The 26,164-nt window shown below is 56.4% G+C and carries 22 protein-coding genes and 1 pseudogene; 15 read left to right on the top strand and 8 right to left on the bottom strand.

Annotated features, from left to right (window positions below):
• Window position 1 precedes the first annotated feature (1 nt).
• Together RQ935_RS01525 and RQ935_RS01520 are read left to right on the top strand one after the other, a co-directional pair.
• Entirely contained in the window at window positions 2-2,113 is a 2,112-nt protein-coding gene (locus tag RQ935_RS01525) for a DNA topoisomerase IV subunit B (protein ID WP_311496904.1), read from the top strand.
• A gap of 94 nt (window positions 2,114-2,207) precedes the next feature.
• Complete coding sequence (locus RQ935_RS01520) at window positions 2,208-3,278, top strand: N-acetyltransferase (protein WP_311496903.1); 1,071 nt, start codon at window positions 2,208-2,210, stop codon at window positions 3,276-3,278.
• Between the two features lie 98 nt (window positions 3,279-3,376).
• On the opposite strand, the gene RQ935_RS01515 is transcribed toward RQ935_RS01520, so the two are convergent.
• Window positions 3,377-5,923 (bottom strand): DNA topoisomerase (ATP-hydrolyzing), encoded by a 2,547-nt coding sequence (locus tag RQ935_RS01515; protein WP_311496902.1) that lies wholly within the window; start codon window positions 5,921-5,923, stop codon window positions 3,377-3,379.
• A 77-nt stretch (window positions 5,924-6,000) separates the two neighbouring features.
• Here RQ935_RS01515 and RQ935_RS01510 point away from each other — a divergent pair, with 77 nt between their 5' ends.
• Window positions 6,001-7,176: an alkaline phosphatase family protein gene (locus RQ935_RS01510; protein WP_311496901.1), complete on the top strand. Its 1,176-nt coding sequence runs from the start codon at window positions 6,001-6,003 to the stop codon at window positions 7,174-7,176.
• Window positions 7,177-7,183: 7 nt separating this feature from the next.
• Here the strand turns inward: RQ935_RS01510 and sepH are convergent, their stop codons facing one another.
• Window positions 7,184-8,269 (bottom strand): septation protein SepH, encoded by a 1,086-nt coding sequence (sepH, locus tag RQ935_RS01505; protein WP_311496900.1) that lies wholly within the window; start codon window positions 8,267-8,269, stop codon window positions 7,184-7,186.
• A 139-nt stretch (window positions 8,270-8,408) separates the two neighbouring features.
• Here sepH and RQ935_RS01500 point away from each other — a divergent pair, with 139 nt between their 5' ends.
• From RQ935_RS01500 to RQ935_RS01485, 4 genes and pseudogenes are all read left to right on the top strand, one after another.
• Window positions 8,409-8,714, top strand: coding sequence for a DUF4193 domain-containing protein (locus RQ935_RS01500; RefSeq protein WP_297721864.1), 306 nt, complete (start codon window positions 8,409-8,411; stop codon window positions 8,712-8,714).
• Window positions 8,714-9,445 (top strand): DUF3710 domain-containing protein, encoded by a 732-nt coding sequence (locus RQ935_RS01495; protein WP_311496899.1) that lies wholly within the window; start codon window positions 8,714-8,716, stop codon window positions 9,443-9,445. Before RQ935_RS01500 ends, RQ935_RS01495 begins: the two co-directional genes overlap by 1 nt.
• 25 nt (window positions 9,446-9,470) lie before the next feature.
• On the top strand, window positions 9,471-9,722 hold the full coding sequence (locus RQ935_RS01490) for a hypothetical protein (protein ID WP_311496898.1): 252 nt from the start codon (window positions 9,471-9,473) through the stop codon (window positions 9,720-9,722).
• A pseudogene (locus RQ935_RS01485) lies at window positions 9,719-10,336 on the top strand (DUF3159 domain-containing protein); the annotation flags it as partial. The gene RQ935_RS01490 and the pseudogene RQ935_RS01485, both read left to right, overlap by 4 nt.
• Before the next feature lie 12 nt (window positions 10,337-10,348).
• Here RQ935_RS01485 and RQ935_RS01480 read toward each other — a convergent pair.
• Window positions 10,349-11,200, bottom strand: coding sequence for a TrkA family potassium uptake protein (locus RQ935_RS01480; protein WP_311496897.1), 852 nt, complete (start codon window positions 11,198-11,200; stop codon window positions 10,349-10,351).
• The gene (locus tag RQ935_RS01475) at window positions 11,197-11,859 is read right to left on the bottom strand and encodes a TrkA family potassium uptake protein (RefSeq protein ID WP_311496896.1); all 663 of its coding nucleotides are present in this window, start codon (window positions 11,857-11,859) and stop codon (window positions 11,197-11,199) included. Before RQ935_RS01475 ends, RQ935_RS01480 begins: the two co-directional genes overlap by 4 nt.
• Window positions 11,860-11,957: 98 nt before the next feature.
• Between RQ935_RS01475 and RQ935_RS01470 the strand changes: the two genes are divergently transcribed.
• The 6 genes from RQ935_RS01470 to RQ935_RS01445 all read left to right on the top strand — a co-directional run bounded on the left by RQ935_RS01470 (window position 11,958) and on the right by RQ935_RS01445 (window position 18,168).
• Window positions 11,958-13,793 (top strand): amino acid transporter, encoded by a 1,836-nt coding sequence (locus tag RQ935_RS01470; protein ID WP_311496895.1) that lies wholly within the window; start codon window positions 11,958-11,960, stop codon window positions 13,791-13,793.
• Window positions 13,794-13,803: 10 nt separating this feature from the next.
• Complete coding sequence (locus RQ935_RS01465) at window positions 13,804-15,048, top strand: TRAM domain-containing protein (protein ID WP_311496894.1); 1,245 nt, start codon at window positions 13,804-13,806, stop codon at window positions 15,046-15,048.
• 4 nt (window positions 15,049-15,052) lie between these two features.
• On the top strand, window positions 15,053-15,622 hold the full coding sequence (locus RQ935_RS01460; protein ID WP_311496893.1) for a GNAT family N-acetyltransferase: 570 nt from the start codon (window positions 15,053-15,055) through the stop codon (window positions 15,620-15,622).
• A gap of 260 nt (window positions 15,623-15,882) precedes the next feature.
• Complete coding sequence (locus RQ935_RS01455; RefSeq protein WP_311496892.1) at window positions 15,883-16,458, top strand: hypothetical protein; 576 nt, start codon at window positions 15,883-15,885, stop codon at window positions 16,456-16,458.
• 53 nt (window positions 16,459-16,511) lie between these two features.
• A complete protein-coding gene (locus tag RQ935_RS01450; protein WP_311496891.1) occupies window positions 16,512-17,111 on the top strand; it encodes a DNA alkylation repair protein in 600 nt (199 codons plus the stop codon).
• Window positions 17,112-17,277: 166 nt separating this feature from the next.
• Window positions 17,278-18,168, top strand: a complete 891-nt coding sequence (locus RQ935_RS01445; protein ID WP_311496890.1) for a hypothetical protein — start codon at window positions 17,278-17,280, stop codon at window positions 18,166-18,168.
• 136 nt (window positions 18,169-18,304) lie between these two features.
• Here the strand turns inward: RQ935_RS01445 and RQ935_RS01440 are convergent, their stop codons facing one another.
• Both RQ935_RS01440 and RQ935_RS01435 read right to left on the bottom strand, forming a co-directional pair.
• The gene (locus tag RQ935_RS01440; RefSeq protein WP_311496889.1) at window positions 18,305-18,583 is read right to left on the bottom strand and encodes a type II toxin-antitoxin system YafQ family toxin; all 279 of its coding nucleotides are present in this window, start codon (window positions 18,581-18,583) and stop codon (window positions 18,305-18,307) included.
• A 3-nt stretch (window positions 18,584-18,586) separates the two neighbouring features.
• Window positions 18,587-18,871, bottom strand: a complete 285-nt coding sequence (locus RQ935_RS01435) for a type II toxin-antitoxin system RelB/DinJ family antitoxin (protein WP_311496888.1) — start codon at window positions 18,869-18,871, stop codon at window positions 18,587-18,589.
• A gap of 484 nt (window positions 18,872-19,355) precedes the next feature.
• Here RQ935_RS01435 and acnA point away from each other — a divergent pair, with 484 nt between their 5' ends.
• Both acnA and dxs read left to right on the top strand, forming a co-directional pair.
• Entirely contained in the window at window positions 19,356-22,040 is a 2,685-nt protein-coding gene (gene acnA, locus RQ935_RS01430) for an aconitate hydratase AcnA (protein ID WP_311496887.1), read from the top strand.
• A gap of 184 nt (window positions 22,041-22,224) precedes the next feature.
• The gene (gene dxs / locus RQ935_RS01425; protein WP_399531763.1) at window positions 22,225-24,192 is read left to right on the top strand and encodes a 1-deoxy-D-xylulose-5-phosphate synthase; all 1,968 of its coding nucleotides are present in this window, start codon (window positions 22,225-22,227) and stop codon (window positions 24,190-24,192) included.
• On the opposite strand, the gene RQ935_RS01420 is transcribed toward dxs, so the two are convergent.
• Entirely contained in the window at window positions 24,176-25,408 is a 1,233-nt protein-coding gene (locus RQ935_RS01420; protein WP_311496885.1) for an HRDC domain-containing protein, read from the bottom strand. The genes dxs and RQ935_RS01420 overlap by 17 nt on opposite strands.
• Before the next feature lie 104 nt (window positions 25,409-25,512).
• Window positions 25,513-26,088: a DUF3000 domain-containing protein gene (locus RQ935_RS01415; protein WP_311496884.1), complete on the bottom strand. Its 576-nt coding sequence runs from the start codon at window positions 26,086-26,088 to the stop codon at window positions 25,513-25,515.
• Window positions 26,089-26,164 lie beyond the last annotated feature (76 nt).

Genomic DNA, 26,164 nt, shown 5'->3' with positions numbered 1-26,164 from the left:
CGTGGTTACTGCAAAAGATGTCTCTGATTACTCCGCCCACCACCTTTCCGTCTTGGAGGGGCTGGAGGCGGTGCGCAAGCGTCCTGCTATGTATATCGGCTCGACCGACAGGCGCGGACTTATGCACTGTCTGTGGGAAATCATCGATAACTCCGTCGACGAGGCTCTGGCGGGGTTCTGTGACCACATCGAAGTCGTGCTTTATCCCGATCATTCGGCGGAAGTGCGCGACAACGGACGCGGGGTGCCGATAGACGAAGTGCCTGGCACGGGCTTGAGCGGTGTGGAAGTCGTGTACACGAAACTGCACGCGGGCGGCAAATTCGACGCGGGGCTGTACAAGGTCGCGGGAGGCTTGCACGGGGTGGGAGCCTCGGTGGTCAACGCCCTGTCGGCCCGAATGGACGTGGCGGTAGACCGGGGCGGGGTCACCCACGGCTTACAGTTTCGTCGGGGCGAACCCGGGGTGTTCAGCGACAAGGAGGAACTGAACCCCAACAATGACTTCCATCCTTTTGAACACTCTTCAAAGCTGACAAAGCTCGGCAAGGTTAAGAAAGGCACCACCGGGACGCGGGTACGGTTCTGGGCGGACTACCAGATTTTCCCCAAGGACGTTGACTTCAGTTACGAGGACCTGTCCAACCGGGCGCGCAAAACTTCGTTCCTGGTTCCCGGATTATCCATCACCGTCACCGACCTGCGCGGGGAGGAAACCCTCACCGACACGTTCTTGCACAAGGGCGGCACGGTCGACTTTGTGGACTATCTTGCACCGGACCGAGCCATCACCGACACCTGGCAGCTACAGGGGAGCGGCACCTTCACGGAGACTGTGCAAGTGCCGAACCAGAAAACGGGTCACCTGGAACCCAAAGAGATGGAGCGCACCTGTGAGGTTGACGTGGCGCTGCGCTGGGGAGTGGGCTATGACACCGTGGAACAAAGCTACGTGAACATTATCGAGACCCCGGTCGGTGGCACGCACCTGGCCGGCTTCGAGGCAGGACTGGTGAAAACCCTACGCGCGGCAATCCAAGCCAACTCGCGGCGCCTGAAACTGGGCGCTAAAGAATCGAAAATCGAGAAAGAGGACATTCTGGCGGGCATGACCGCCATCATCACCGTGCGCCTGCCCGAACCGGAATTTGAGGGGCAAACGAAAGAAGCCCTGGGCAGCGCCAAAGTTAAGCCGATTGTGACCAAAGTCGTAACTGAGGGGCTCGAAGCGAAACTGAATTCCCGGAAGCGCGAGGACAAGAACCAAGTTTCCGCCCTTCTGGACAAAATCGTGGCCGAGATGCGTTCGCGCCTGTCCGCCCGGCTGTCCAAAGAAATCACGCGGCGGAAAAACGCGTTGGAAACCTCGACACTTCCGACGAAACTTGTGGATTGCCGCAGTGACGATGTTCAGAAATCCGAGCTGTTTATCGTGGAGGGCGATTCTGCGCTCGGCACCGCGAAAGCCGCCCGGAACTCCGAATTCCAAGCCCTGTTCCCGATTCGCGGCAAAATCCTCAACGTGCAAAAGACCGGAACCGCCCAGATGCTGGCGAACGCGGAGTGCGCGGCGATTATCCAGGTGCTTGGGGCCGGGTCGGGGCGGACTTTCGACATTTCACAAGCCCGGTACGGCAAAGTCATCATGATGACGGATGCGGACGTGGATGGGGCGCATATCCGCACGCTGCTGTTGACCCTGTTCTTCCGCTATATGCGGCCCATGATTGCCGCAGGTCGGGTTTTTGCGGCCGTTCCGCCGCTGCACCGGATTCAGGTCAACGCGAAAGGCAAGACGCCGGGCGAGTTCCGCTACACCTATTCCGAGGAACAGCTGCACAAAGAACTGGGGAAACTGGAGCAGACCGGGCGAACCTATAAGGAACCCATTCAGCGCTACAAGGGCCTGGGCGAGATGGACGCCGACCAGTTGGCAGAAACGACCATGGATCCGTTACATCGCACGCTGCGGAGAATCCGTTTAAGTGATGAAGCCGCTGTCAACCGGGCGGAAGAAGTCTTTGAACTGTTGATGGGTTCGGCGGTGCCGCCGCGGCGGGAATTCATCATCGAGGGAGCCTCCAAGTTGGACGCCGAGATGATTGACGCCTAGAATCGTCAGATAAGCTCCAGGTTTATATGCGGTTTTTTCACCGGTCGCATTAACCGAGCTCACGGCAACGGCTCCTAACAAGCGAGGGAGAGACTTGGCTCAACTTTTTGCGTATCCAGCTGCCACTCCAGGCATCACCTGGAAACCGCTGGAAGCCGCGCATAAGCGGGACCTGATGCGGCTCATAGTCGATATGGAACGTATCGACAATCCGCCCTATCGCACTTCGCAGGCAGAAGTTGATTCGATTTTTCAATCCGATTTTTGTGGCCTGAGCGCTTGGGACCAGGACTCGCGGATGGTCGCCTACGCCATCGTGCGTGTCGAGGAAACCGATGGATTCCAGGCGGTTTGTTCCGGGGGCGTGGAGGCGAGTTGGCGGAATCGCGGAGTCGGTTCCATCATTTTCCAATGGGAAGTTCAAACCGCTCACGCCATGCTGGCGGAAAAGCCGCGACCGGCCCAGATTGTGTGTTTCGTGGATCGAGCGGCGAGAGATGCGGCGCACCAACTGCAGGAGAATGGTTTTCAGCCCGCCCATACTTACCTGGAACTGCGCCGAGATTTGGCAGCACCGGGGGAACTGGTGGCACCCGGCCAGTATCTGGAAATTATCCCGTGGTCTGCGGATTTCGATGACCATGTGCGCCGGGCTCACAATGAGTTGATGGCTCTGGCGACGGGGGCTCCCGCCCAAGATTTGCAAACGTGGCAGTCGAATCGGCCTTTCTTTGCTCCACAGTGGTCTTTTATAGCCTTGGACAAGTCCAGCGATGTCGCCGAGGTCGCGGGTTATCTGCTTTCCGCTCGCTACGAGCAGGACTGGGAGGCGATGGGGTTCACCCAAGGCTATACCGAAATCCTGGGAGTTTTGCCCGATTATGCGGAAACACAGGTCGCCGCGGCACTGCTGTCACACGCCATTGCGGCTTACCAGGAATCGGGAATGCAGTTCGCGGCGGTAGGGCTGGACCAGGAAAATCCGACAGAAGTCGCGAAGCTTTATACTGATTTTGGGTATGAAGTTACCGGAGGCTCGACCGAGTGGGTGGTGAACTTGCCTGTTGAGGCGCAAAAGTCAGTGGATCCCTCAGTTTTGCGTGAGGAAGTCGCTCAGATGAACCGCCAGTCAGCCGCTGCGTTGCCGACACGAAAAAGCGAGTGAGAACGGGCTTGAGGCTCTGAACATCGCGCCGCGAGTGCAATGTATTGCCTTTGCCATGGCCCCGTTAGACAGAAAAGGAAATATACTGAAATCCTGTATCAACCAAAATAGGCGATATTAGATTTCAAGTTCGAACCGGAAGCGTCCCGACGTTCGTCCAGTTCCGGCAGTTTGACCGGCTTACCTTTCGCGTCCACAGCATGAACCGGATCAGGACCCACAAAAGCCATATCGAGCACGTACTCGCCCTTCAGGAAACGCTGCACCCGCACCCCTTGTGCACCCCGGCCTTTTATGGGATAGCGATCCAGAGGCGTGAGCTTGATGGAACTTTGGTTTGCTCCGGGCATGGCGTTCATAATGGCGGCAACAGTGGCTACAGTGGTAGCGGCGACCAGCTCATCAGGGACGATTGCCCCGGCAATAACCTGCGTATTTTCTTTCAGGTTCATACCCGCGACCCCGCCCGCGTTGCGCCCTTGGGGGCGAACTTTACTCGCCGGGGTGCGCAGCAGCTGGGCATCCGTTGAAATCATCACAATTTGGGCGTCATCCGGGCAAGCCCCGGCGTAAACCAACTGGTCAGTGCCCTCTAGGTTGATGATGCTAAACCGGTTTTGAGTGCTGGGATAGTCCGGACGCATCCGTTTCACGATGCCCTGTTCGGTCACCATTCCGACCGTTTCATCCTCATCCAAGGTGAGGATACCGACCACGGTTTCCCCATCCTCCAATCGAGCTGCTGCTGACAGCTGCGGTGCTCCGTCCAAAGACCAGAGTGGCGCGCTTTCCTCGAGGCTCGCCGCAACGTTTGCCGCGGCACTTGCCGTCGCGGCCGATTCTGTTGACCCGGCAGCATTGGAACTGGCAGAGCCAGCCAGCGGGGACTTTTCTCCTGGAGGAAGATTCAATACGTCCAGGCGCACCACAAAACCCGATGAGGTAACGACCCCGAAAGACCCCCGCGTATGGGTCAAGATAGAGCCGGCGACCGTACTGTTGAACCCCTCTAAGCGCGTTACGGGACCGGTATGCGCCAAACGGATAGCCCGCCCGTCGGCACCCAGGACAATCCGGCACGGCACATCGGGAACCTCCAAGGGCACATCCGTAACCGTCATTGCTCCGAAAACCGGCAGCGCGGCGTCTTCGGAAGCCGCCACGGCCGAACCGTCCTCTTCCATCAACACGGTACGCCGCGGCGTGGAGAGTCTCGCCGCAGTCTGGCGCAGATCATTTCGCACCACGTCATGCAGTTTCTCGGTGGACGCCAAAATCTGTTCTAGCTCGGCAATCGCTTGGCGCAGCTCGTCAGCTTCTGCTTCCAGTTCCAGCCGAGAAAACTTGGTCAACCGGCGCAACCGCAGCTCCAGGATGAACTCCGCTTGGGCTTCGGACAAATCGAATACCGCCATCAAGCGTTGGCGGGCCGCGGCGGAATCATCCGAGGTCCGAATGACCTCGATGACTTCGTCCAGGTTCAGTACGGCGATGAGCAATCCATCGACCAAATGCAGACGTTCCTGCTTTTTCTTCAATCGGAACTCGCTGCGCCGCCGCGTGACCTCAATGCGGTGATCGACAAACACTTGCAGGGCTGCTTTCAGACCCAGCGTGCGCGGCTGACCATCGACTAGGGCGACCGTATTAATGCCGAAAGATTCCTGTAGGGGAGTGTACTTGTACAGCGAAGCCAAAACAGCCTCGGGATGAAAACCGTTCTTAACCTCGACCACCAGGCGCATTCCGTGAGTTCGGTCAGACAGATCCTGCCAGCCCGAAACGCCTTTGACCTTGCCGGAGCTGACGGTTTCTTTCAGCTTTTCAGCCACCCTTTCGGGGCCGACCTGGTAAGGCAGTTCGGTAATGACGATGCCGCGCTTGCGCGCCGTGACCTGCTCGATAGTCGCCCGGGCACGAGTGGTGAAAATTCCTCTCCCGGTTTCGTAGGCTTCGCGGATTCCGTCCAAGCCCACAATAATTCCGCCGCCGGGAAGGTCCGGGCCGGGGCAGTACTTCATGAGTTCCGCGGTATCGGCTTGCGGATGATCCAGCAGGTAGATGGCGGCGTTGATGGTTTCGCCCACATTGTGGGGCGGGATGTTGGTGGCCATGCCCACCGCGATGCCATTCGCGCCGTTGACCAGCAGGTTAGGGAACGCTGCGGGGAGTACCGCGGGCTGGGTGAGCTGATTGTCATAGTTCGGGACAAAGTCAACAACGTCCTCGTCCAAGTCGTCCACCAGCGCTAAGGCGGCGGGAGCCAGTCGCGCCTCCGTGTAGCGCGCTGCGGCGGGACCGTCATCGAGGGAACCAAAGTTGCCGTGTCCATCGATAAGCGGCACGCGCATGGTGAAAGGCTGAGCCAGACGCACTAGAGCATCGTAGATGGCCGAATCTCCGTGTGGGTGCAGCTTACCCATGACGTCACCCACGACGCGCTGGGACTTTACGTGCCCTTTGTCCGGGGTCAAGCCCATTTGTTTCATCTGGAACAGGATGCGGCGTTGTACCGGTTTCAGACCGTCTTTCGCATCTGGCAGGGCGCGCGCATGAATGACTGAATAGGCATATTCCAGGAAGGAATGCTCCATTTCCTCGTTAATGTCGATGTCTTGGATGTGTTCGAGGGGGGAGTCAGACATGACATCAATTCTTACGATTTTTCCCGCTCTTACGCCGCTTGCCACACCGGCGGGGCCGGAAATGATTGAATGGAAGGGTGAGTGAGACGGAATTTCACACTGAAATCATGACCGCGAACGATCCTGATTTGCGCCTTGACGCCCTGCTGGTAGGTGAGTTCGAGGCAGCCGGGTGGCCCCGTTTACCTCAGGGGCTGCCTGTGGAAACCGATGCGGCGGGTAGCCCCGCCGGCGCCCCACTCGTTCTCGTGTTGATTGACGGACTGGGGTGGTGGAACCTGAACGAATATCTGGGACACGCGCCGAACTTACGTGCCCTGGTGAAGACCGCCGCAGCCTCAGAGCAGCCCTTGACCGGCCGCAGTGTATGCCCCTCCACTACCGCGGCCGCCATCACTTCCACCCTGACCGGCATGGCCCCCGGAGGACACAATATGTTGTCCTACCAGCTGATAGACCCGGTGGCGCAGGCGAAATTCAACTTGATTACGTTCGAGGATTACCCGGGAGGGGTAGAGGAATTCCAAACCGAACCGACTTGGTTTGAACGTCTCAGCGCAGCAAAAATTCCGGCTTTTGCTTTGGGACCGAAAAAATTTATTGGCGGCGGACTGACGCGAGCTGCCCTGCGGGGCGCCACGTATGTGGCTTCGGAAAACTTGGATGCGCGAGCTCGTGATGCCGCGAGCGTGTCGAAACAGGGCGGACTGACGTATTTCTATATGGCGGAAGTCGATCATGCCGGACATGGTTACGGGGTGGGGTCTGAGAAGTGGGTGAAGAACCTGGAAAAGGCCGATCGTGCGGTGGGAATCATGCTGGATAGCCTGGCACCTGGCGTGAGGGTCATCATCACCGCGGACCACGGAATGTTGAACACATCCCCAGAGGTCACCGTGGATTTGGCGAAAACTGCGGCGGCCGAATTCATCGCGGACACCAGCGGGGAAGGGCGAGCCCTGCACGTCCATGCCAAACCGGGAGCCGCCGCGGCGTTGCAAGTTAGCCTGCAGACGCTGCTGCCCGAAGCCAAAGTATTGAATCGCAGCGAAACTGAGGCGTTGTTTGCCTCCTATAACGGCACGCCGGTGCGCCGAACGGAACTGTTGGGCGATGTGGTGGTGTTCGCCGCGGGGACAGGCCAAACCTTGGATTCGCGCTTTTTTAAAGAACAGGTGTTCCAGATGAAAGGCTTGCACGGAGGCTTGAGCGAGCAGGAAATGCGCGTCCCGATGCTGCGTTATTGCAGCTGAGAATGTCTCAGTCGGCCTTAGAGCCGAACAGAATCTCGTCCCAAGAGGGCATGGCGGCACGACCCCGGCGCGTGGTGTGTTTAGCAGTATCGGCGGGGGGCTGAGCCGGATTCGGTTGCAAATCCTCCATCCCCGGCAACACGCCGTTTTCTGTATTCTGTGTGGGTGGTTGAGCTGTCTTGGAGGACTGCCGTTTCGCGGCATCGAGGGGCAAAACGTCCGCGTCTGGTTGATCCGCAGCGGCGTCCGGAGCGGGTGCGGCGGGCGGTGCGGTCTGAGCGTCGGGAGCAAACCCGGAGGCGATAGCGGCTTCCATCGCGGAAACGTCGTCCTCTTCGTCCCCGGTCACCACGGAAAGCCGGGTTCCTCGAGCAGCGTTCAACTCATCGAGCAGAGCTTCGGTGGCGCTGGTTTCTGGCGACTGTGCTGGGACAGGTTTTGTGGCAGTGGTAGGGGAGGCATCAGCCTCTGAGCCGAAATCAAAACGGAAATGTCCCCGGTTCAACAGGGCGTCGGAACCGGCGGGGGTGGCGGTCTCGGTCAGCCAGCGCGCTTGTTCGTCCAATGCTGTCAAAGTGCGGTTTTCGTGGTCAAATTCCCAGTTCGCCTCCAGCGCTTTGGCGTCCTGCACAAACTCCAGGTGAACCAGCCAGTTTTCGCCGGGCTGCCGGGTCGCGTCCCAGCTCAGAGACGCGGGGCTAACTCCGCGAGTGGCCAGACGGTCTATCACCAGTTCGCCCAAGGCCGGAGCGTCCTTTTCCGGGGAAACACGAGTTTCCTGAGCCTGACGGGCGGCGTAAATCCGTTCCGCTAAAACTGGGGCTTCATAGCGCTTGACCTGTGCCAAGTCCAGACCGGCACTGGTGGCAACCTCTTGGGCGGAGGCGCCGCCGCGAATCAAAGTTTGAATGTCCCTTGGACGCAAGTCCTGAGCGTCAGAGGTGGACAGGGCTGCTACGACTTTTCGGCGCTGCTGGCGCACGATGGAGCGCAGCTCTTCATCAAGGGGTAAAAGGAAGCGCTCACCGTCTGTGTCAACCAAGACGAGGTGCTCGCTGTCAGTATGAATTCCAAGCAAAGAAAGACTGCGCATATTTCCTCCTAAACTACACATTGCCAAAATCGTGGGCAGTTTTCACGTCAACCCGCCGTAACGTTGCCGAGAGGTCGCATTTTCCTTAAAGTAGTGCTAATATCGCGACGCACCGAAACTATTACTTTAAGGGAGTGCAATGGCTACCGATTACGATGCCCCGCGCAAGCGAGACGAGGAGAACCCTGAGGAATCTATCGAGGAGTTAAAGACTCAGCGAAAAAATTCCGAAGATGCTTCCGTTGATGAGGACGAAAATGAAGCTGCGGATTCCTTCGAGTTGCCTGGCGCGGATCTTTCCAATGAAGAACTCTCAGTTCGGGTAGTCCCCAAGCAAGACGACGAATTCGTGTGTTCACAATGCTTTATTGTGCATCATGCGTCCCAGCTGGCAGGGATAGAAGACGGCCAGCCGGTGTGCATGGATTGTGCGGGTGTAGCCTGATGGGACTTTTCTCAAAGAAACGCAAAACGGTTGAAGTTTCTCAAGAGGTAGAGGACAATTCCTCTGGTGAGCTCGAGAACCCGTCCCCTAACAGTGAATTAGTGGAGGAGCGCGCTTCGGCCCCAGCTTCGCCTGACAACACGGGGACAAAAGACCAACCCGCAGGCCCCCTGGACGTCAAACAACTTGCTGACCAGGACACCTCCCAGTATGCAGACTTTGGAGTGTTCTTGCTGCCCCAGATTCCCGGGTTGGCGGTTCACCCCGAATCCCCGCTGGACGAAAAAACTTTTGGCTCTCTGACCATGCAGATTGGTAAGGCAGCTGTAGAGCTGCTGGCGGTAGCCGCACCAAAGTCGAAACGCTTGTGGCCTGAGCTGCGCGCGCAGGTTCGCGGAGAAACCACCGCTGCGGGCAACACTTGTGACGAACGCGTGGGCAGTTTCGGTACGGAACTGTTCGTACAGTTAGCGGCACAAGACGCCCAGGGCAACCGGGGGCGCGTGCAGGTTCGCTATTGCGGAGTGGACGGCCCGAACTGGTTTGTGCGCCTGGTCTTTAACGGCATGGTGCAAGCCGAGGATCCGGATTTGCAAGCCTTGGAACAGGCCGTCCGTCAGGTCGTGGTGGTGCGTGGTTCCCGACCAATGAGTCCGCGTTCGGTCATTCCCGTGGTTTTGCCTGACGACTTAGCACGTCAGCTGGCTTCTCTGCGCGAGCAGCAGGCCTAGCCGGTGCAGGCAGAGGGAGTTCACCATGTCGCCGCGTCAACAGATTACCCGGGTCGGCACCGTGCTTTCCACGTCTTTCCTGTCTCCCTCTGACGTGCCGTCTTTCCGGATTTGCCTGGAGACCGCAGGAGGGTTCATCAACGTGCGCTGGCTGGGGAGGACGGAAGTTCCCGGAGTGACCTTGGGACGCCGCCTGCAAGTGTGCGGAATCCCGCTGCAGGGCGAGGACGGGGTGGAACTCATTAACCCGGATTATCACCTCTTGGGGGCAAAATGAGCGAGGAAAAAGACCAGGAAACTGTTGCAGCTGGGCTCAACGATTTTAAGGATACCCTGGGTCGAAACATGGGAGGCAGACTGGATGCCGAAGAATTCTCCCTTCGCCAAGCAGTAGGAGGGTGGCGCGGCATGGTCGAGTCCATCGGGCCGACGCTGGTTTTCGTGGTGGCGTTTGTGGCTGGCTGGGACGTCATGAAGGCCGGGGCGGTATCGCTCGGGTTTGCCGTGGGTCTGATTATCGCGCGGCTCATTGGGCATTCCTCGATTATGCAGGCGTTTGCGGGGTTCTGGGTCGTCATCATCGGTGTGCTCTGGGCTATGTTCAGCGGCAAAGGCGAGAACTACTTTTTGATGAGCCTGATTATTAATGCGGTTTATGCCAGCGTGATTCTGGTGTCGATTCTGGTGCGTTTCCCCGTTATCGGCCTGTTGGTCGGGTGGTTTCGCGCCCAAGGTTTGAGCTGGCGGACAGATCCGAGGCTGAAAGCAGATAAACAGGCATACTACGCTGTAACCATCATCTGGCTGGGGGTTTTCCTGCTTCGCCTGGCTGTAAAAACGCCTCTCTACCTGGGAGGAAACGTACCCTGGCTGGGCACCTTCCAAATCTTGTTGGGCGTGCCGTTATTCGCCTTGGCGCTCTACCTCAGCTGGCTCCTGCTGCGCCGCACCCACGGTAAGTTCCTCGACTCCGGCCTTACCGACGTCGACACCTCCGACACCGGCGCTGCTGACGTCCCCGACCGTGCTTCTGACACCCCCGACACCCTCGACGACGCCCGCTGAATCCGCGGCATCCTCGGCCGGAGCGGCGGTCAAAAGTTTTCCGACTTGGTCTACAGTGTCCTCATTTTGCTCGGGGAACAGGAACAGCAACTGATCTGAGGCGTGTAAACTCGCGACCTTGTGGGGAGCCAGCGCCTTCCCATCTTGAATAACCGCGGTCAGCAAAACCCCCAACGGCCACTCCAGTTCGCCCGCGGGACGGCCCAGAACCGGGGAATCAGCGGAAAGGACTATTGAGAACAATCCGTTGCGGGAGTTAAAGAACCGGAAAATCGGCACTAAGGTACCTACGCTGAGGGCCTCCTCGACCAGGGCAGTCATCATCCGGGGGGTAGAAATCGGCACGTCCACGCCCCAAGACTCATTGAACATCCACTCATTCTTGGGATTATTAATCCGACCCACCACCCGAGGCACCCCGAACTGGGTCTTGGCCAGCAGCGCAATCACCAGATTAGCCTGATCATTGCCGGTAGTGGCGACGACGACATCGGCTTGCGCCCCGCCCGCTTGTTCCATCGTTTCGGGGGTGGACAAGTCTCCCAGAATCCAGTTCGCTTCCGGTACGGAGGAAACTTTCATCGCCTCGGGGCTGGAGTCGGCGATTGTGACCTGATGACCCCTGGCTAGCAGTTCCCTGGCGATGGAGCGGCCGATTGAGCCCGCCCCGGCAATAACAATCAGCATCATTTCTCCTTGGAATTTCGAGCCAAACGGGAGGCCACCGCTTCACGCTGAGACTCGGTAACAAAATAAAACAACTCGTCGTTTTCCTGTAACACGGTAGAGGCCTCAACCATCAGCACTTTGGAAAACCGCAGCACATAGGCGGCCCGAATCTCCAGTTCAGCTTCTAAAGCGGAAACCTCGTGACCGACCCAGTCGGGTCCCACGGGCGCGCGGCACAGGCTCAAGTGCCCGGTTTCCTCGGTAAATACGACATCCGGGGGTAGCGGCAACACCCGAGCCAGCAATAATGCGGCGGTGCGGTCCACGGAGCCAACCGTGGGAATCCCCAGCCGTTCATAAACCTCGGCACGGCGCGGGTCGGAAATGCGTGCCACCACTTTCTTTACGTGGTAAATCTCGCGGGCTACGCGTGCCGCCAGGATATTAGCGTTGTCATCATCAGCTACCGCCGCAAAAGCATAGGCGTCCTCAATCCCGGCTTGCAGCTGAGTGTTGCGGTCATACCCTTCACCAGTCAGCTTTTGCCCTTGGAAATTTTTGTACAGCCGACGGAAAGATTCCGTGTTGTTGTCGATAATCGCCAGGGTATGTCCCCGGTCCTCAATCGCTTTCGCCAGCGTGGTCCCGACGCGACCACAGCCCATGATTACAAAATGCACTCTTAAAACATAACCTGAAAGCCACAAATTCGGCTACATTTCACGGGTTAGGTAGGGAAATTCTTTCCGGTTTGAATCCGAGCGGCTAAAGTTGAGACGTGCTGAAGAATCTTACTCCGAGGGAGGGTTGGCTGGAGACCTTTACCCAGCTGGCGTTCTTCGCACCAAAATTTTGGTTTCCAGCCCTCATTGCAGCTTCGGTTTTTCCGTCTTTGATTGCGTATTCGGGGCCGATTTTCTCGGCGGTAGCCCTGTGGATTGTGGCGTTTGTCCTGATAGCCGGGTTGATAACAACGCTGGCCCACGGGTATTCTCTGGGGCAAACCCACCGTTTAGATTCCACGGCTGCCCTGGTGCAAGCCAACTTGGGGTCTTTCCTCGGAGCTCTCACGGCTGCCGCCTCGCTGCTGGCGATGGTCGTCGCCGTAGCTGCCCTGGTTTCTACCGCCACCACTTTCATCGTAGTTTCCGCGGGGCTTCCCGAGGACTATCGGGTGTGGATTCTCATTGCCGGTTTCATCTTGCTGTTGCTGGCACTGTTCCGCCCCGAACCTATCCGCAGGGCGATTCCTTGGCTCACCCTGGTGATATTAGTGGTGGGTTTTCTGTTGCTGGCATACGGTTTTTGGCACTACCTGCGCAACGGAGCCAAGCCCGGTTTGTTCGAGCTGCTCAGCTCCACCACGAAAGCTAAGGAAGCGGTCGCTGACTCTAATCTGCAATCCGGTTGGAAAGCCGCTGCTGTAGCGGCGCTGCTGCTGGTTCCGGTGACCCCGGCGGTAACACTATTCCGCAACGAGAATCGCCAGCCCCTGTCCGGCCTCATGTTCAGGATTTTGGGCGGTTCCGCCGCCGCCATGTTTGCCGCCACGGTTTATCTGTCGTTTACGGTGGCCGGATTCCACTGGACCCGCCTGGATACGGTCATTCAAGGGCCGGGTAACCTGGCTTTATTGTTGGGGGTTTTGCTGGACAAGAACGGGTGGCTGGTCGTCCCGGTGATGTCTCTGTTTGCGGTGGGGTGCTTGATTAGCGCCTACATCTATATCTCCAGCGTCTCCACTTTGCTAATGGATTTGAGCGGGCATGACTTGGCGGTGCATCAGGTTCCCGTGTCTTGGGTGCGCCGAGGGCGTTCGGTTTCGATTTTGTCGTTCATGGTCGTTACGTTCGCGGCAGCGCTGACGGTACACAGCCGGATGGGGGTGGCAGCGCTCACCTGGGTGACTTTCGTAGCTATCTCTAGCTTCTTAGGTCAAGTCGCCCGGATGCGTATGTGGCGTTCCCGGTTCCATAGCGGGGCAACTTTCGTGAAGCGTCGCCAATCCAAGCGGTACTACCGTATCGCCATCATCAGCGTGATTATCAGCCTAATTATCCTGATTGTGGTTTCGGTGGCATTCAACTCTATCTTTGAGCTCTATGTGCTGGGCGCCTGGGTCGGACTGGGATTGCTTATCTATTTCCTCAACTTCTACTACCGAAGGGTGCAAAACAAAATGTCGCAGCTTGAACACGCCGAAACCCCGGTGAAGCATACTCTCGCCCTTGTGCTGGTGTCACGTTTCGATGCGTCCGCCCTAAAAACCATTCGTTACGCGTGGGCCGCGCACCACCCCAATGTCGAGGTCGTTCACGTCCTTGAGCCGGATGAGGATGAAACCCAGGTTCGCCGCCAGTGGCAGGAGTTGGAAATTACTGCCGCGCTGACCCTGATTCCTGATGAGGGCGGCAATCATCTGGGGTCGGTTCAGAAATATCTCAACGCCAAACTCGATATGGATCCTCTGACCTCTATCTCGGTTTATTTACAGCGTTACATCCCGAAATGCAGGGCTCTAGGATTGCTACACAACGCGGCTGAACGCACTTACGCCCGTCATTTAGCGCGCCTAGAACGAGTGACGATTACTTGGGTCAGCTTGACGGCTTGAAGGGAATCTGATGCAGACAGAAATAATCGAGCTGGGCGGACCGGCTCACGGCGGATACTGCGTGGGTCGTCTGGCATCAGGCAAAGTCATCATGGTGCGTGGGGGACTTCCGGGGGAAACTGTCGAGGTTGAGGTCACCTCGGAACGTTCCCAAGTCGCCTATGGGCGAGTCGTGCAGGTGAAAACCGCCAGCGCGGACCGGGTCGCACATATCTGGCCCGAGGGAGAAGCAAAAGACCTCGGCGGGGTAGAACTGGGACACGTTGCCTATCCAGCTCAACTCCGCTGGAAGCGTGACGTGGTACATGACGCTATCAGGCGAAATGGTAGCCCGGAACTGCTGGAACAGCTGGACCAAGCTCACCCCGGGTGGGAAGTGGAATCGTTGGGCCCCGAGCCGGGGCGTACCCGCGTGAGCTTTACCATCAGTGAGGGTGGGGGACTGGGCATGTACGAAGCTGCGGCGCATAACGTCCACACCGTGCGTTCTTTTCCGCTGATGGTACCCGAATTGGTCGACTTGGATTTGTTTCGGCGGCATTGGGAGTTTGCGCCGGGAACCCGTCTGCGTGTCATTGCCCCGTCAAGTTCCGCGCCGGTGCTGTTCGTTGATGGCCAGACTTTGAGTGTGGATGGTGAGCCGACAACTTCGCGGGTACGAGAGACAGTCAGCGTGGGAGACCGGACTTTTACGTACCGAATTTTTGCCGGGTCGTTTTGGCAGACTGACCGGCGAGCGCCCGCGACACTCGCGGCGGCGCTCCTGGATGCTATCGGGGAGGTAGAGGGGTTCGAGGCGTGGGAGCTGTATTCCGGTTCGGGGTTGTTTTCGCTGTTCTTGGCTCAGGCTCTGGGGGCACAAGGGAGTTTGACCACGGTGGAGGGCGACGGTCCGGCGACGAAATCGGCTGCCTATAATTTGGCGAAGGCCGGTTTCGAGCAGGTTGAGGTGCGGCGTGGCAACGTTTCGCCGCAGTTGTTGCATGACTTGCCGCTGGGCGAGATGGTCAGTGCCGGCACCTTGGTGGTGGCTGATCCGCCGCGCTCGGGGTTGGGTAAAGCAGTGGCACGAGCGATTTGTCAGCAGAATCCGGATTTGGTGGCGCTGTTTTCCTGCGACCCGGTTAGCTGTGCCAGAGACCTGGAAACCATGCGCCAGTTGGGTTACCGGGTTAAGACCTGGCGAGCTTTCGACCTGTTCCCCTACACCAGCCACGTAGAGAGTTTATGCTTGCTATCGGCTCAGGTTAGGTAAATGTATGCAGGTTATCGAAACACCACGCATGATACTGCGGAAACCTGAACTATCTGATTTAGAACCTCTATTTCAAATCCATGCGGATCCAGCTACTAATCGCTATAACCCAGCCGGACCAGTGCGTGACCGTGAGACTTTTCAGCAAGAATTGAAGACTTGGATTGAACACCACGAGAAGTACGGTTTTGGGTATTATGTCATTATCGATAAAAGCGATAGTGGTTACGTGGGTGTCTGTGGGCTTAAACACATCTTTATTCAAGAGCAGCGCTATTTGAATCTCTATTACCGGATTACTCCAGAAAAAATGCGACGCGGATATGTTAAGGAAGCAGCCCGAGCAATTATTGATACTGTGCTTCAAGATGATGTGTCAGATAGGGCGGGTGAGGCGGAATGTCCTTCGCCGCAATCTCGTATAGTTGTTGCCTTGACCTTGAATACAAATCTACCTTCCATTCGTACCGCTATATCGCTCGGTCTGAAACATTATCCTGAATTAGATGATTATGAGGGTGATGGGAACGTCTATTATTTTAACTCAGAATATTTTGAACAAAAAGAGCCTTAAATGACGGGAAAAGGGTAATACTTGAGTTTCACGATTTTACTGCCCCAGTTACGCTTCACTCCGAATGAATACCTGTCAATCTATAGGAAACTATTCACCGGCATCTATTCCCATGCTGGACGTATCCGAGATTACAACATCACGAAGAAGAATGGGTGCTCGACGGGGCGACTGTACTTTATGGAAGTGCTACGGAGCTGTGGGCGACTTTGGACTATGATTTTTCGGAGGAGAAGTAGTTTTCCTATAAGAATCTTTCTATGGATGAAATCATCCGCCATCTTGCCGTATTCGTATCCAGACTATGGCAGATCCACGTTTTCGGAGAGGGTAATACCAGAACAACGGCGGTCTTCGTTATCAAGTACCTGCCGACACTCGGCTTTGATGTAACAAATGACATCTTTGCAGAGAATGCCTGGTATTTTCGCAATTTACTCGTCCGCGCAAACTATAACGACCTGAAAAACGGCATTCATGATACGACGGAATTTTTGGACCTGTTCTTACGGAACCTTCTGCTGAACGAGAATCATCCGCTTCATAACCGGACATTGCATATCAGAGGTACGTTCAAAGAAATGGTAAAACCGGACATTGAAGAACTGAAAGCGGACATTGAGGGGATGTTCCAGCCCAAAACCGTGAGCCATATACTAAAGCTCCGTGAGGCATTTCCCGGTCAGACAATCTTTGGTCGGTCTAATGTGATGAGTACCATTGGTATTAAGTCGTCCAGAGCATCGGAGCTTCTGAAGGAACTAGTCGATGATGGTATCATTGAACCAGTATTAGGCCACGGGAAAGGGAAATACCGTTTCCGGCAGAAGGGTTGAGGCGGTGGTTTTTTTCACCATAACTGCAGTAGATAGTCTGGAGGACACGAAAAATGAATATCAAAGAAGAATTATTTGCGTTACAGGATATTTCATATGCAGATTTTCAGGCTAATTTGACTCCGAATATTTCGAGGTCACTGTTTATAGGGGTCAGAGTTCCGGAGGCCAGAAAGCTTGCCAAGAGGCTTGCCAATGAACCGGAAGCATATCAATTTCTGAGAGATCTGCCGCATAAATACTATGATGAAAATATGCTTCACGGGCTGCTTCTTTCTGAAATGAAGGACTATGATACATGTATAGCAGCTGTCGATAAATTTCTGCCCTACGTAGACAATTGGGCTGTTTGCGATATCATGAATCCGAAGATTTTTAAGAAGAATAAAAAGGCGCTTTTAGAAAAAATCAAAGAATGGTCCTTATCGGAAAAGACCTATACTTGCCGCTTTGGAATCGAGATGTTAATGTCGCACTTTCTTGATGATGATTTTAAGCCTGAGTATTTGGAAATACCCGTTTCTGTTCATAGTGGAGAGTATTATGTTCATATGATGGTTGCGTGGTTTTTTTGCAACCGCTTTGGCAAAGCAATGGGATGCGACAATAGAATACATCGAAGATCATCAGTTAGATACACAGATTCACAATAAGGCAATAACGAAAGCCCGTGAAAGTAACCGCATTACACCGAAACAAAAAGAGTATTTAAAGTCACTTAAACGATAATAAATTTTGTTTGCGGCTGGAGACCCTTGCGGTGTTAAATCGGGATTAAAGAGCTCGTTTACGGTGTGACGAAGGCAATTGGGAGGTGCGGTGAACTGGATTAACACTTTCGAAATTATTTGCTATCTGTTGACTATACTGTTGCTGGGAGACATTGCCAAGCAGCGAAACCGGGTGGAACTGCGTTTATTCCTGGCGGCGACTTTGGCAGGATTTATCCTCGAAATTCTGGCTGTGAGAGCCACCGATATCTATCACTACAGCAACGACTACTTTCTCAGCATCGGTGCGCCTCCCAATCAGTTTCCTGTTTTTGGTGGATTGATGTGGGGCGCGTTGGCTGTCTGTGGTTTCAGAATTGCGAGGAAATTTTCCGGCAGCAGTTTTGAAATCAGCCTTTTTACGGGCTGGCTGGTCGTTTCGATGGATTTATTACTGGATGTGGCCGCCATCCGACTCAACGGGGGGTTCTGGATCTGGGACGGACGTGTTCTTTCCTGGGACATCAATCATCATGTGTTCATGAGTGTGATTTGGGTAAACTTCCTAGGTTATCTGTTCGAAACTCCTGCAGTCGTTTACCTAACCTTGCGTCTGAATAAACTCGCAGAAAAGTCGCGGCTGATGGCAATCCTCGCCGTCCTCGGCGCAGGGTTGGGGGCAGTTATTACCGTCGGCGTGGGCAGCAGTTTGTCTCTGCTGCTAAACAAAATCAGTGATGAGTGGTTTGCCTTCGTCGCATTCTTAGTACTGTGGATGGCCATTTTGGTGAAGCTGGTAGCACAGATCGCAAAACGCTGGCACACTTTGACGTTAAGAGGGAATCACGACTTCGTTCTGGGGATTTTTTGGACCTTAATTTACGGTTACTGCTTGGTTGCGCTGTGGTCTCTGGGCGCGTTCCATACGAACATCGTTTATGCTCTTTTCGCTGCTTTCATAGCATTAGCTACCTTATTAATGTCTTTTGTCAGTACCTAAGTCAGCTGTGCGTTTCGGACAGTTGAGTGCTTTCTAACAGTATGCGAGATGCTGCCGAGTTCAAGCGCAACGGTGGCGTACAGAACCTTGCGTGAAGGGTGGATCAGATAGTAGAGTTTTGCGTTTCTGGCGAGATTTACATATTAAACAAGTCTGCGTGACTACCGGTGCGGGCAGCAACTAATATAAGTTTGTCTTTATCAATCGTGTAAATCAAAAGCCAATCAGGTTGAACATGGCATTCTCGGAAGCCTTTGTAAGCACCCATCAGTGCATGATCTTTATACTTTGCATCCAGCGATTTTTCTTCGCAGAGCGTCTCAAGCACATCTTGGAGCAAAGAAAGATTGTAACCGCGTTTTTTGATGCGTTTGTAATCTTTACGAAATTGTGCTGTTGTCTTAAGTTTTAGCATGAATTAGTCGTCGGTATCTAAGGATTCAAAGAGTTCTCTTGCAGAGTTATATGCCTTAGTCTTAACTCTGCCAGATATAATGTCTCGCGCTTCTTTTATAGCTGCTTCTGTTTCCGCGTTATATCGGGGTTGTTTGATAGCGAACGGAAACCCACCCTCCATAATGGAGGTGCGCAGGAAAATATTAATGGCATCGGTGACAGAGATACCAAAGCTGCTGAACAGTTTATCCGCTTCGTGTTTTATTTCTGGTTCTATACGAAGACTAATATTTGCGGTTTTGGCCATGAGATTTTCCTCCTCTGGCAAAAATTGTATTGCATATGTCAAACATTTGCAAGCATTTTAGTGTTCGTTACGTCGCCATAGTGCCACGCCGGATGCTGAGGCTTGGGCGAAGCTCATACTCCCGCAACGGTTTTGGCAAGTAGTCTTTGTTGGGTACCCATTGGGGGCTCGCTCTGAGTTGGTCTATGGGGTGTCGAGCTTGAGCCCGGGACATTTGTGCAACGCAGGTTTTGCGAATTGCCCACGCAAGAGAACCGACAAATCGGCGCGCAACGCCCTTGTGAATTCGAGACGCAGTTACGAGGCGAGCCAGTTTGCAACCTATAGCCCCAGGTAGAAGCCTATTTGCCGAAGTTCCGGGTCGGAAAACGACAAAATGCCCGCGGCGCAACATCTAGTGTGTTGTGAAATCAGGAAATTCAATATATCTTGATGTCGAGATAAATTCTTTGTGGCATTGTTGCCACCCTTTAGGAGGTTATTTATGGCCAGTTTGAACAGCTTAAATGCTCGCAAGACTTTGCAGGTGGGAGGTAAATCCTACGAGATTTTCTCTCTCGATGCCGTGGAAGGCTTAAAAAAGCTTCCTTACGCGCTGCGCATTTTGGGCGAAAACCTGCTGCGTAACGAGGACGGTGCCAACATCACTGCCGACCAAATTAAGGCTTTGGCGGCATGGAATCCCGATGCGCAGCCCAGCACAGAAATCCAGTTCACCCCGGCTCGCGTGGTGATGCAGGACTTCACCGGTGTGCCTTGCGTGGTTGATTTGGCCACCATGCGCGAAGCCGTGAAAGACCTGGGCGGGGACCCCGAGAAAATCAACCCTTTGGCTCCGGCTGAAATGGTCATCGACCACTCGGTCCAGATTGACTACTTCGGACGCCCTGACGCTCTGAAACTCAACACGGATAAGGAATACGAACGCAACTCGGAACGTTACAAGTTCCTGCGTTGGGGCCAGGGCGCCTTTAACAACTTCCGCGTGGTGCCGCCGGGGACCGGCATTATCCACCAGGTCAACATCGAGTACCTGGCGCGTTCCGTGTTCACCAAGGAACTGCCTGACGGCACAGTGCAGGCTTACCCCGACACCTGCGTCGGCACCGACTCCCACACCACGATGGTCAACGGCCTGGGCGTGCTGGGCTGGGGCGTCGGCGGTATCGAAGCCGAGGCCGCTATGCTCGGTCAGCCGGTGTCTATGCTGATTCCGCGCGTGGTCGGCTTCAAACTCAAGGGCTCCATCCCCCCCTCCGCTACCGCTACAGACGTGGTGCTCACCATCACCCAGATGCTGCGCGAGCACGGCGTGGTCGGCAAGTTTGTGGAGTTCTATGGCGAGGGCGTGTCGCAGGTGCCTCTGGCTAACCGCGCCACCATCGGCAATATGTCTCCCGAATTCGGTTCTACCGCAGCCATCTTCCCGATTGACCAGGTCACCGTGGACTACTTGCGCTTGACCGGACGTGACGAGGAGCGTTGCGCTCTGGTGGAGGCTTACGCCAAGGAGCAGGGCTTGTGGCACGATCCGAGCTTCGAGCCGAAGTACTCGGAGTACCTGGAACTCGACCTGTCCACCGTGGTGCCATCCATTGCCGGTCCGAAGCGTCCGCAAGACCGCATCAAGTTGAGCGAAGCCAAGCAAACCTTTGAAAAGACCCTGGTGCCCACCTACGCTCCTGAAGCGCACAAGCTCGTGGACCTGACCACCGCTGACGGCACCAAGACCAACCTGGATCATGGCCGCGTGGTCATTGCTTCCATCACGTCTTGCACGAACACTTCCAACCCCTCGGTGATGATGGCTGCCGGTATTCTGGCTCGCAACGCTCGCGCGAAGGGACTGAAGTCGAAGCCGTGGGTAAAGACGTCGGTGGCTCCCGGTTCTCAAGTCGTCACTGACTACTTTGACAAGGCCGGTCTGTGGGGTCCCCTGGATGAGCTGGGCTTTAACTTGGTAGGTTACGGCTGCGCGACCTGTATCGGTAACTCCGGTCCGGTTCCGCCCGAAATCTCGAAGGTCATCAATGATAACGACCTGGCCGTTACGGCGGTGCTGTCTGGTAACCGTAACTTCGAGGGACGTATTTCTCCCGACGTTAAGATGAACTACCTGGCTTCTCCGCCGCTGGTCGTGGCCTACGCCCTGGCCGGGACCATGGACTTCGATTTTGAGACGGAGCCCCTGGGTCAGGATCAAAACGGCAACGACGTGTTCCTGCGCGACATCTGGCCCGATCCCGACGAGGTGCAGCGGACTATCGACGAGACCATCAACCGCGACATGTACACGAAGGATTACGCGAACGTGTTTGCTGGTGATGAGCGCTGGCAGTCCCTGCCGACTCCGGAAGGCAGCCGCTTCACCTGGGACGATGCCTCGACCTATGTGCGCAAGGCACCGTTCTTTGACGGAATGAAGATGGATCCGGAACCTGTCAAGGACATCCACGGCGCTCGGGTTTTGCTGAAGCTGGGCGATTCCGTTACGACCGACCACATCTCTCCGGCCGGCGCTTTCAAGCCCGAAACTCCTGCTGGCCAATACCTGACCGGCAACGGGGTGCAGCCCAAGGACTTCAATTCATACGGCTCCCGCCGTGGCAACCATGAAGTCATGATGCGCGGCACGTTTGCCAACATCCGCATTAAGAACCAGCTGCTGGACGGGGTTGAGGGCGGTTTCACCCGCGACTTCACCCAGGAAGGCGGCCCCCAGTCCTACGTTTATGATGCCTCCATGAACTACCAGGCTGCGGGCATTCCGCTGGTCGTGCTGGGCGGCAAGGAGTACGGTACGGGTTCGAGCCGTGACTGGGCCGCAAAAGGCACGCGCCTGCTGGGTGTGAAAGCCGTTATCGCGCAGTCCTTCGAGCGTATTCACCGTTCCAACCTGATTGGGATGGGTATCTTGCCGCTGCAGTTCCCGGAGGGACAGTCAGCGGACTCGCTGGGTCTGGATGGGACGGAAACCTTTGACATCAGTGGCGTAACCGCTCTGAACGAAGGTAAAATTCCTGAGACTGTGAAAGTCTGCGCCACCAAGGCCGACGGCTCCAAGGTCGAGTTCGACGCGGTGGTGCGTATCGACACCCCCGGAGAAGCCGACTACTACCGCAACGACGGCATTCTGCGTTACGTGCTGCGTAACCTGGTGAAGGCCTAAGCGCCTGCGGTTCAACTGTCAATAGCTCCCCGGATCGACATCTGGTCGGTCCGGGGAGCTATTTTTTAACTGTCGCCGCCACCAAACCGTTGCAGGGACGCTGCTCCAAACCGGCGTGACATGAAAGAAAACGTGAAAACCGGATAGAATGGGACGGTATCTTCATGAGGAGTTTTACGAATCTATGTCCCAACTCGAACCCGTAAGTGCGTCAAACGCGGACTTGGCGTCGCTGCGCCTGCTACCGACGATTTCTTCGCCACGCGATTTGCGGAAACTCAATCACCAGGAACTCAATCGCCTGGCTGGTGAAATTCGCCATTTCCTGGTGGAATCAGTGGCGAAAACCGGGGGACATCTGGGTCCGAACCTCGGTGTCGTCGAGCTGACCATAGCTCTGCATCGCGTGTTTAACGCCACCAGAGACACCCTGGTTTTTGACACGGGACACCAAACTTACGTTCACAAGCTCCTGACGGGACGGCAAGATTTTTCCCGGTTGCGTCAACGCGGCGGCCTGTCCGGTTATCCCTCGCGGGCAGAATCCGAGACGGATGTGCTGGAAAACTCTCACGCTTCAGCCGCACTGTCCTGGGCGGACGGAATCGCCAGGGCTAACCGCCTGAACGGAAAGCGAGGCTGGGTCGTAGCGGTCATCGGCGATGGAGCGATGACCGGTGGCATGGCGTGGGAGGCTCTGAACAACATTGCCGAGGAAAACGAAGGCCGGCTGATTATCATCTTGAACGACAACGGGCGTTCCTATGCTCCAACCATCGGCGGGTTGGCTCATCACCTGGATGCGCTGCGAGTTACCCCCCAGTATGACAAGGCTTTGAAGTGGGGCAAACAAACCCTGAAAGGCGGCGGACCGGTGGGGAACCTGGTGTATTCCGGGCTGCACGCCGCGAAAGCCGGACTGCGCGACATGGTCGCCACCGACGAAGGAGTCCTGTTTGATGAGTTGGGCATCACCTATACCGGTCCCATTGATGGACACGACATCGCCGCCTTGGAGTTTAGCTTCACTAGGGCGAAGGCCGCCAAGAAACCCGTATTGATCCACGTCATCACCCAAAAGGGACGCGGCTACACCCCGGCGGAAGAAAACGTCTCCGACCACTTCCACGCGATTGGGCGGATTCACCCGGAGACCGGCCTGCCTATTGAGCCGGAACGCTTTGAATGGACCCAGGTTTTTGCCGAAGAAATCTGCAGCCTGGCGCGGGAAAACAAAAAAATCGTCGCCATAACCGCCGCGATGCTTCGCCCCGTAGGGTTGTGCCCGATGCAAAAGGAGTTCCCCGGCCGGGTTTTCGACGTAGGCATTGCCGAAGCGGATGCCCTAGCCACCGCCGCCGGCTTGGCATACGGTGGGATGCACCCGGTTATCGCCCTGTACTCCACGTTCTTAAACCGGGGATATGACCAGTTGCTGATGGATATCGCTCTGCACCGGGCTGGGGTGACGATTGTAGAGGATCGTTCCGGTATCACCGGCAGTGACGGCGCCAGCCACAACGGGATGTGGGATATGGCTTTGGCCGGGACTGTGCCCGGTCTGCGCCTAGCCGCGCCGCGCGACGCCGCGACTTTGCGCGAAGAACTGCGCGAGGCTCTCCAAGTTGAGGACGGACCCACCATCGTGCGCTATCCCAAGGGTTCGCTGCCCAAGCCTTTGCCCGCCCTGAAACGTGCTCACGGCAGCGATGTATTGTGGGAATCGGCGGACTTCGTAGCACCGTCAGCACCGACCCGCGAGGAAGAGGCCAGCTTAAACCGTCCGAAGAACCTTTTGATTGTGGCTACCGGAGCGTTTGCCCAACTGGGGGTGGAGGTCGCGAACGAACTCCAGGCCCTCAACAATCTGGCGGTGCGCGTAGTTGATCCGCGGTGGCTGATTCCCGTGTCCGCCGACTTGGTGGCGGCAGTAGAGGCCTACGACCGGGTCGTAACCCTGGAGGACGGCCTGGTGGAAGGCGGTTTTGGCTCCCAGCTACGCAACGCGGCAGCGGCGCAGGACATCTTTACTCCGGTGCTGTCTTACGGGATTCCGCGACAATTTTTGCACCACGCCACGCGCGACGAAATCCGCGAAGAACTGGGGCTGACCCCCCGGGCACTGGCTGATTCCATTAATTCTCGGATTTGAGGGCTTTCACCAGCGAATCCAAAGTATTTTCAATTTGCCAAGGCCGCGCCTGACTGGCCTGCAATACCTCCAGGACCTGGGACTCCGGGGCGTCGTCAGGCAGCACCCAAGCCAGTCGACGGATAGTTTTCGGTTCCAGCATGACCTCGTAGTTGACGTCTAACTGTGCAGCCACTTCGGCCACGGTTTCACGCAGACGCCGCCACCGATCGGCCTCCAGTGGGTGATTGTGCGTGAAAGTGCGTGAATCGGGAACCTCGCCGGGAACGCGCGGGGCACGACGCGGGGGGAGTTCCTTGGCGGACAGCTGATAGGACCTGCGCAAAGCCGCAAACCAGCGGTCGGCTCGTTTTCGGCCAGCCCGGTCGTGGCGAAAATCCTCCAAAGCCCCCATGTAACGTTTGCCCTTCGGCAGCCCCGCCGCGAGGGCAATCATTGCTGCGTTCGTCAGCACTTTGGTCGGTGCCAGGTCTTCTTGCTGAGCCAGTTCATCCCGGGAATACCACAGTTCCCGCAGGGCGGCGAGGTTGCGCGGGGCGTGGACTTTTCCAGAACCGGGGACGTGGCGCCACGGATCGGGTTTGGGTGCAGGGGGCTGAAAATCCAACACATAGTCGAATTCTTGCTCCGCCCAGTCGTCTTTATCCTCGTCTTGCAGCTGTAGCCACAGCTCATTGCGCAGGTCAATGAGATAATCCACGTCCAGGGCGGCGTAGGTTTGCCAATCGGAGGGCAGGGGGCGCGTGGACCAATCTGCCGCGGAATGTTCCTTCGCCAAGGTGATTCCCAGTACCTGCTCCATGACCGCGGCCAAGCCAAATCCCTCAAAGTTCAGCAGTTTCGCCGCCAGTTCCGTGTCAAACAGCAGCCGCGGGCGCATCCCTAAATCCGACAGACAGGGTAAATCTTGGGTCGCGTCGTGCAAAATCCATTCCGCCTTGCCAATGGCTCGGCTCAACGGCTCTAAATCGGGGAAAGCCACCGGGTCGATGAGGACAGTGCCCACGCCTTCGCGGCGCAATTGCACCAGGTAGGCGCCTTGAGAATAGCGAAACGATCCGGCTCGTTCGGTATCGAGAGCGACTGGACCCGTGGCGGCGGCGACAAGTTCACAGACGTGTTGCAGGGCTGCGGGGGTGTCCACAATCGGAGCTAAAGGCTCGCGAGTACGGGTGACCAGCCGTGGGGACTTCGATTTTGAGGTAGCGCTCGACATAACGTTTCTATGTTATAACCTGGCGCGCTCACCCCCGTTCTGCCGCACCGTAGGGGTGCTACCGCGGAGATGTCCGTGAGCGCACAAGGGCGGTGGGTAGGGTTCTAATGTCGCAGCTGAGTGACGTTTTCCTCGGGGGAGAGCCCGGTCGCCTGCAACATCGTGTCCAGCCACGCCAGAAAGTGGGCGCTCAAATCTGGACTGCCGGGGGTCCATGACGCGCGAATCTCTAGGGTAGCGGAGGTGGCGCGCAGTGCGAAGCCTTCAAAAGAACGGTTGATGGTAGTGGTGGCGGTGCCCACCAAATGTCCGTAATCAGCGTCTCGGCTCTCTAAACACTCGCGCAGCCAGGACCAAGCGACTTCTCCTGCCAGGGGATCTTCACCCAAAGCTAACTCTGTATCGGTCGCCACCAGAGCAATAACCCGAAACTCGCCGCCCCAGCCTTCTTGGGTCTGCGGATCGTAGAGACACACAAACCGGCCGGTAGCGGGAGCTTCCGCCTCCACGTGCAGTGCCGTTTCCGCACTAATCGCCACCGCGTAAGGGGCAATTTTCGCCGGGGCTGGAACCTCGTGAACGGAAACTCGAGGCGGTACGGACGCTTCGCGCAGTGACAAAAGAGCGAGCTCCCACGCCGGGGGGATCTGCGTCTGTGCCGTTGAACTCGCCTTGCTCACCCTCTCAGCGTAAGCGAGCAGGAAGGAAAACCGGCTGTACCACGCCCTGCAGACCCGAAATACCTCTGCGGACTGC

It is taken from the genome of uncultured Mobiluncus sp., from assembly GCF_963511525.1.
Classification (GTDB): Bacteria; Actinomycetota; Actinomycetes; order Actinomycetales; family Actinomycetaceae; genus Mobiluncus.
The sequence above is the reverse complement of the archived record's forward strand: the minus strand, read 5'-3'. Positions and strand labels throughout refer to the sequence as shown.